This is a genomic window from Mesorhizobium sp. M4B.F.Ca.ET.089.01.1.1 (assembly GCF_004022605.1).
Lineage (GTDB): Bacteria > Pseudomonadota > Alphaproteobacteria > Rhizobiales > Rhizobiaceae > Mesorhizobium > Mesorhizobium abyssinicae.
The window spans coordinates 1-6,328 of sequence record NZ_RZOS01000345.1 but is presented as its reverse complement, the minus strand read 5'-3'; the positions used below and the strand labels follow the sequence as shown (position 1 = coordinate 6,328).

The window sequence follows — 6,328 nt, the reverse complement described above, 5'->3', positions numbered from 1 at the left end:
TTATTCGATGGGCCTGGTGATTTTCACCGGCATCCTGGTCGGAACCATGTTCACGCTGTTCGTGGTGCCGATGTTCTACACCTTCATCGCCAGCAAGGACCTGCCGCATCATGCCGAGAAGCCGGATCCCAACCTGATGCCGGCGCTGCAGGACTGACGGAAACGAAAGACAAAAAAGAGGCCGGAAAATTCCGGCCTCTTTTTTGGTTGGGCGTTTACCGCGGAAGAAGCAATGCCTCTTCAGGCGGGAGGCGGAACGGATGAGGAGGTTTTGCCGACCCTCCTCGCCGCCTTCGACCACAGCCTGCTACTTGACGATGACGATGCTGGTGTTCGACGGGCCGAAGGCCTGGACGAGCTGGTAGAAATCGGCCGCGGCATCCGGGTGCAGCCGCACGCAGCCATGCGAGGCGGGCTGTCCGAGGCGCTTGATGGCATAGGTCGCATGCACGGCGTAGCCGCCGCTGAAGAACACCGAATGCGGCATCGGCGCGTTGTCGTACTTCTTCGAATACCACATCTCGTGCATGCGTGTCGGCTTGAACGAGCCGGTCGGCGTGACATGCGACCTGTCGCCGGTCGAGACCTTCCAGGCGAAGGTCGGCCGGCCGTCCACCAGCACTTCCATGGTCTGCTGCGAAAGCGAGACGCGCGCCAGGATCTGGTTGGCGTGGGCGGCGCCGCTGCCGGCGCCGAAAAGCAGGGCCGCGCCAGTCAGGGCAGCGGCGGTGATGTTGATAAGCCTGGCGGAAATGGTGGTGCTCATGTTGTCCCCTCTCTCTGCCGGTCGGGCCGGCTCCAATTCGATGCCGGACTTATCGCTGGGTGATGTTTCAAGCCGATTTCGCTTGATGCTCACATTTGTTTCGAATCTGTTTCCCCTGGTTAACAAGCCCGGCGATGGGCGTGGTCGGGCGCACGCCATATGGTTAACGCCTGGTTACCGGCTTGAGGCTGCAAAGCCCCCAACCGAAAGCGCGTATGTCTCTGATATGAAAGCGATACGACCGGCGCCGAAACCAGCCTGCAACAAAGCGCAGCCCGTGCGGCATGATCCCGATACAAGCCGGCAGCACAGTTGACGCAACGGGAACAGACGACAGCAAAACGAAAATGGGCAGGAAAACGAACCTACGCTCCTGGCTCCTCCGGATAAGCGTCGCTGCAATCGTCCTCGGCGGTGTCGGCACTGTTGCCGGCAACCCGGCGACGACACTTGCGGCCATGAATTCCGGCGAGATTTCGACGCTGCATGCCGCGCTGTTCATCGCCACGGTCTGGATCGTGTCCAGCCTGCGCGTTAACCGGCTGAAGGCCCTCTGGCGGGTCGGCCTTCGGCTGAAGTGGATGCGCGGCGCCTCCGGCTACTTGCTGCCGAGAGGACCGAAGGCCCGCGCCGCTGCGGGGGGCTCCGTGGGCGGCGCGGGCGCTTCGGGGGTTTCCTGAAGCGAAACCGCATAGTTGAAGGGATGGAGCCAATGAACACGAAATCTGCCGCAGCCGTGCTTTCCGCATTGCTCTACGCGCAAGGCCTTCTGGGCTTTGCCGGCCTTGCCACTGTCCTCTTGCGCGACCGTGCCCAGGCTGAGGTGGTCGCCATCGCCAGCGATGCGCCATCCGGCCCTTCGGCCATCGTGCTGCGCTGAGCGAGAGCATCGGACCAGAATGGAAACCGGTCCGATGCTGAAACAATCGAACAGTCTGGCTGATTCAATCGACGCGCTGCGTCGGCGGGTCGAACCGGTAGCCGGCGCCGCGTATCGTGGTGATGGTTTCGGTGTCGAGCTTGCGGCGCAGCCGCACGATGCGCGAATCGATCGAGCGGTCGAAGGCGTCGGCGTTTTCGGCCGGCGCCGCGGCGATGATGTCGTCGCGCGTCAGCACCTTGCGGGGGCTTGCCAGAAACAGCTTGAGCAGCGCCACCTGGCCGGGCGAAAGCTGGTCTTCCGCGCCCGAGCGGTGCATCACCATCGCCGACCGCAGATCGACGGTCGCGTTCTCCAGCACGATCAGTTCCCCGGCGGCCCTGCCGCGCCGCGCCAGCAGGCCGCCGATGCGCGCGGCCAGTTCCCTGACGTTGAGCGGGCTCTCGACGACGTCGGCGGCACCGAGCTCGAGCGCCAGCACCTTGTCGACCAGGTCGGCCGGCCGGCAGATCAGGATGAAGTCGGGGCCGCCCTCGCCGCCAAAGCGCCGAAGCAGATCGCGCCCCTCGGCCTGGCTCACACTGTCGCCGACAACCACCACATCGATGCCCTTGGCCGAAAGCAGCGATTCCGCTTCCCAGGGCTGGCGCGCGGCGCGCACGTCATGACCGCGCCGCTCGAGATGGTCGGCAAGGTCGCCCGCCACCACGTCGGCGACGGAAACGAGCGCGATGACGGATCGTGCGGCCATTTTTCTCCACCCTGCGACAGACATCTCAAGATGAGTGCTGGACATCATGTTTATACCCAATCTACTTTCCGCTGAAAGCGGGAGCCAGAGCATAGTGCGGGCAAGAATTGTCGTCGTCGAGGACGAGCCTGACCTGAGGGATGCCGTCGCCGAGTATCTCGGCGCCAGCGGCTATGACGTGGCGACGGCCGAAAGTGCCGCCGCGGCGCGGACCCTGCTTGAGACGCAATCCTTTCATCTCGCCATCCTCGACATCGCCATGCCCGGCGAGGACGGCCTGTCGTTCGGTCGCTGGCTGCGCTCCAAGACCCCGATCGGCATCATCTATGCCACCGCTGCCGGCACCGCGCTCGATCGCATCGTCGGACTGGAGCTCGGCGCCGACGACTACATCGTCAAGCCCTACGAGCTGCGCGAGGTGCTCGCACGGGTGCGCAGCGTGCTGCGCCGCGTGCCGCAACCGGCGGAGCCGCAGGCAGCCAAGCCTGAAACCGGCGCTGGCCGGCGCATGAGCTTCGGCGCCTTCCATGCCGATCTCGACGGCAGGCTGGTCACCGGCGCCAACGGCGCGGTCGTCGACATGGCCAAGAGCGAGTTCGACGTGCTGGAAGTCTTCCTGACCCGAGCCAACCGGCTGCTGACGCGGGCCGCGATCTCCGAGGCGATCGGCTTCGTCGAGGACCCCGAATCGTCCCGCGCGGTCGACATCCGCATCATGCGGCTGCGCAAGAAGATCGAGGCCGATCCGGCCAACCCGAAATTCCTGCGCACGGTGCGCGGCGAAGGCTATATCTTCTCGCTGCCTGCCGGCGAGGGCAACTAAGCCCGAGTCGCGACAGCCTATTTGAGGTGCCGTCACGTGGCGATGACGGCCCGGGATTTTCCAGATCCGCAACCATCGACGCCGCGCATCCTTTCGGATGCGCAAAGAACACTGTAGCATTTTGACCCTGCGTATGGTTCCTGCGGGAAACCGTGGTCGATTTTTCCGAGCCTGTGTGCTCAATTTCATATCTTGCCGATCTGGCCCTGGGTGACGTGTAGACATGACTGCTGCAGCCGCGCGCACCGACACGCAAGCCACCCGCCAGGGCGCGGCAATGGCGGCTGTCCGCGTCGTGCGCCGGCTCCGAGAGGCCGGCGACTGGCAGCGCGAGATGGACGTCATCCTGGAGACGCTCTGCCGCGCCATGGACTGCCAGCGCGGCATCCTGTTTCGGCTGCGCGAGCTTCCCGGCCAGGGCTTCGCCCAGTCGGTCTCGGCCTACTGGATCAATCCCGACTTTGGCGGCGAGCTCGCCTCTCCCACCGTCATCATGCAGTCGATCATCAATTCGGATCCGCTGCTTGAGCGGCTGCAGGAGGACGAGCGGCAAGGCAAGGTGTTTGCCGGCCATACCCGCGATCTCGACGGTTTCCTGAGGGCCGACTTCGAGAAGCAGAACATCAAGTCGTTCCTGTCGGTATCGGTTTTCGCGCACGGTCACCTCTGGGGCACGCTGGCGGTCAACGACTGCGTGGCCGAGCGCGAATGGACCGACGAGGAAGAGGCGACGCTACACATCATCGCCCTCGCCATCGGCGACGCTATCGAGCATTCGCCCTCCGACGCCCATGCCAGCGAGGTCATCCGCCGCACCATGCTGCAGGCCTCCCTCGACGCCATCGTCGTCATCGACGAGACCGGCTCGATCATCGAGTTCAACCCGGCGGCCGAGAAGATGTTCGGCTTCCAGCGCAGCGACATTCTCGGCAAGGACCTGCTCGACACCATCGTGCCGATCTACTACCGCAAGGGCTATGCCTCGGGCGCCGAATACATGTCGGGCCGCGGTTCGCCGATGGTCGGCCAGCGGCTGGAGACCGTGACCCAGAATTCGGCCGGCGAGGTATTCCCGATCGAGCTGACCGCAACCGAGATGCGGGTCGCCGACCGTCGGTTGATCTTCGGCTCGATCCGCGACCTGCGCGACAAGCTGCGCGCCGAGGAGGAGATCGGCCGCCAGCGTGAGAAGCTGCACCAGAACGAGAAGATGGCGGCCATGGGCTCGCTGCTGGCCGGCGTCTCGCATGAGCTCAACAATCCGCTTGCCGTCGTCGTCGCGCAATCGACGCTGCTGCATGAGTTCGCCAGCGACCCGCAGACCAAGGTGCGCGCCGAGAAGGTGCGCGCGGCGGCGGAGCGGTGCGGCCGCATCGTCAAGAGCTTCCTGTCGATGGTGCGCCTGCATCCGACCGAGCAGGCCGAGACCGATCTCAACCAGGTGATCCGCGCCGCGCTGGAAGTCACCGCCTATGGCGCGCGCTCCAGCGGCATCATCATCGACACCGATTTCGCCGCCGGCCCGCTGCTGGCCATGGCCGATGCCGATCATGTGACGCAGGTGGCCGCCAACTTCCTCGTCAACAGCCAGCATGCGCTGGCCGGCGTCGCCGGCGACCGGCTGATCAAGGTGCGCACGTTTCGCAGCGAGCGCGGCAATCCGGGCTTCTCCGTCGAGGACAACGGGCCGGGCGTGCCGGACGCGATCCGTTCACGCATCTTCGAATCCTATTTCACGACCAAGCCGGTCGGCGTCGGCACCGGCATCGGCCTGTCGATCTCGAAGTCGATCATCGAGCGGCACAATGGCAACATCTGGTTCGAGGAGGTGCAGCCGCACGGTGCCCGCTTCGTCGTCCAACTGCCGGCGATCACCGCCGGCCCGGCTGCCGGCACGGACAGCCCGACACGTTCGAGCGGCCTGCGCCACGCGCTGATCATCGACGACGAGCCCGACGTCGCCGGCTCGCTCTCCGACATACTGGAGTTGATGGGCGTCAAGTCGCGGGTGGTGCCGGCCTGGACATCGGCGGCGTCGATCCTCAGCGGCCAGATGCCGCCCGACATCGTCTTTTCCGACCTGCGAATGCCCGGCACCAGTGGCATATCGATCTATCGCGAGCTGCTCGCCGAACGGCCGGCGCTGGCGCAGTGCTTCGTGCTGGTCACCGGCGATCTCATCGGCGCCAAGGCCGAGATCGAGGCGCTGCCGCCGCACCAGCGGCCGCAGATCCTGGAAAAGCCGTTCAGCACGCTCGACGTGCGCGGCGTGCTTTCGGCGATAGCCGAGCAGGCTTCCGTCGAGAGCTGAGATTAGGCGCCCCCGGGATCTGTCAGGCCGAGCCCGGGAATGGCGGTTTGAGAGAACCGGAACGCAGCGTACTTTTGGTACGCGAGTACCGGAAGCGCAGCAAACCGCCATACGCAGGCCGGCCTCACCTGAATATCAATAGATCCCAAAAAAAGAGGCTCCCAACCGACTATGCGGTGGGAGCCTGACTCGAGCGCAGGAGGAGCGCTCTGGGGAGGTCAAAGCGTGATTGCGAAGCGGGGAACTGTTTCGCGGATCACGTTCGACAAATCAAAAGACGTTCGGCGTGCTGGTCAGCGGAGCGGCATTGGCGATCATGCGCACCGCGCGTTCCCTGTGCTTGCCGGACTGCTCTGCAATGGCGCGCAGGCAATCCGCGCTCTCGGCGCCCCAGGCCTGGCCCTTGCAGGCGAAATCGATCTGCGGCATCGGCAGACGCCCGGTCTTGATCGTGGTCGGCGCGCCATCGACGACACCGGCCGGCGGGTCGAACGACGCGAAGGCGGGGCCCGCCGCCGGTGTGAAGAACATGCCGGCGAAGGTAACGGCGCCAATCGCCATGAACATTGCCATCGGATGGTCGCTGGCGCGCTGCCGCAGCGCCAGCTTCGGACGCCGGTCGCTGCGCTCCGGAGCCTGGAGGCGCTGGTTGGCGGTCTCAACTTTCGTGAACATCGCAATCCCCTTCGTTGTCTTTCTTTTTTCTATGAAACGAATTTAATCGCACCCGGTAACGGGGGAATGATACGCGAGGCCTGCCCGTGTAACCGACTTGAAACAGAAAAATCGGGCATGCT

General features: G+C 64.8%; 7 protein-coding genes. 4 read left to right on the top strand and 3 right to left on the bottom strand.

Features of this window, described 5'->3' with window-relative positions; translation table 11 throughout:
• Nucleotides 1-307 precede the first annotated feature (307 nt).
• Nucleotides 308-766 (bottom strand): L,D-transpeptidase, encoded by a 459-nt coding sequence (locus EN780_RS25110; RefSeq protein WP_127282652.1) that lies wholly within the window; start codon nt 764-766, stop codon nt 308-310.
• Between the two features lie 347 nt (nt 767-1,113).
• Between EN780_RS25110 and EN780_RS25105 the strand changes: the two genes are divergently transcribed.
• Nucleotides 1,114-1,446 carry a hypothetical protein gene (locus EN780_RS25105; protein WP_128275625.1) on the top strand — a complete coding sequence of 111 codons (333 nt, stop codon included), beginning with the start codon at nt 1,114-1,116 and terminating at the stop codon, nt 1,444-1,446.
• Between the two features lie 32 nt (nt 1,447-1,478).
• Nucleotides 1,479-1,646: a hypothetical protein gene (locus EN780_RS38930; protein WP_187331470.1), complete on the top strand. Its 168-nt coding sequence runs from the start codon at nt 1,479-1,481 to the stop codon at nt 1,644-1,646.
• Between the two features lie 64 nt (nt 1,647-1,710).
• On the opposite strand, the gene EN780_RS25100 is transcribed toward EN780_RS38930, so the two are convergent.
• The gene (locus tag EN780_RS25100; RefSeq protein WP_128275624.1) at nt 1,711-2,397 is read right to left on the bottom strand and encodes a response regulator transcription factor; all 687 of its coding nucleotides are present in this window, start codon (nt 2,395-2,397) and stop codon (nt 1,711-1,713) included.
• 94 nt (nt 2,398-2,491) lie between these two features.
• On the opposite strand from EN780_RS25100, the gene EN780_RS25095 reads away from it, so the two are divergent.
• Both EN780_RS25095 and EN780_RS25090 read left to right on the top strand, forming a co-directional pair.
• Nucleotides 2,492-3,220, top strand: a complete 729-nt coding sequence (locus tag EN780_RS25095) for a response regulator transcription factor (RefSeq protein ID WP_245500123.1) — start codon at nt 2,492-2,494, stop codon at nt 3,218-3,220.
• A gap of 223 nt (nt 3,221-3,443) precedes the next feature.
• Complete coding sequence (locus EN780_RS25090; RefSeq protein ID WP_245500120.1) at nt 3,444-5,531, top strand: ATP-binding protein; 2,088 nt, start codon at nt 3,444-3,446, stop codon at nt 5,529-5,531.
• Nucleotides 5,532-5,801: 270 nt separating this feature from the next.
• Here the strand turns inward: EN780_RS25090 and EN780_RS25085 are convergent, their stop codons facing one another.
• Nucleotides 5,802-6,206, bottom strand: coding sequence for a hypothetical protein (locus EN780_RS25085; protein WP_128275623.1), 405 nt, complete (start codon nt 6,204-6,206; stop codon nt 5,802-5,804).
• Nucleotides 6,207-6,328: the final 122 nt, after the last annotated feature.

What these genes read in the sequence shown, in the direction of transcription:
- EN780_RS25110 (WP_127282652.1), bottom strand. Translation starts at nt 766, where the DNA reads ATGAGCACCACCATTTCCGCCAGGCTTATCAACATCACCGCCGCTGCC.
- EN780_RS25105 (WP_128275625.1), top strand. Translation starts at nt 1,114, where the DNA reads ATGGGCAGGAAAACGAACCTACGCTCCTGGCTCCTCCGGATAAGCGTC.
- EN780_RS38930 (WP_187331470.1), top strand. Translation starts at nt 1,479, where the DNA reads ATGAACACGAAATCTGCCGCAGCCGTGCTTTCCGCATTGCTCTACGCG.
- EN780_RS25100 (WP_128275624.1), bottom strand. Translation starts at nt 2,397, where the DNA reads ATGGCCGCACGATCCGTCATCGCGCTCGTTTCCGTCGCCGACGTGGTG.
- EN780_RS25090 (WP_245500120.1), top strand. Translation starts at nt 3,444, where the DNA reads ATGACTGCTGCAGCCGCGCGCACCGACACGCAAGCCACCCGCCAGGGC.
- EN780_RS25085 (WP_128275623.1), bottom strand. Translation starts at nt 6,206, where the DNA reads ATGTTCACGAAAGTTGAGACCGCCAACCAGCGCCTCCAGGCTCCGGAG.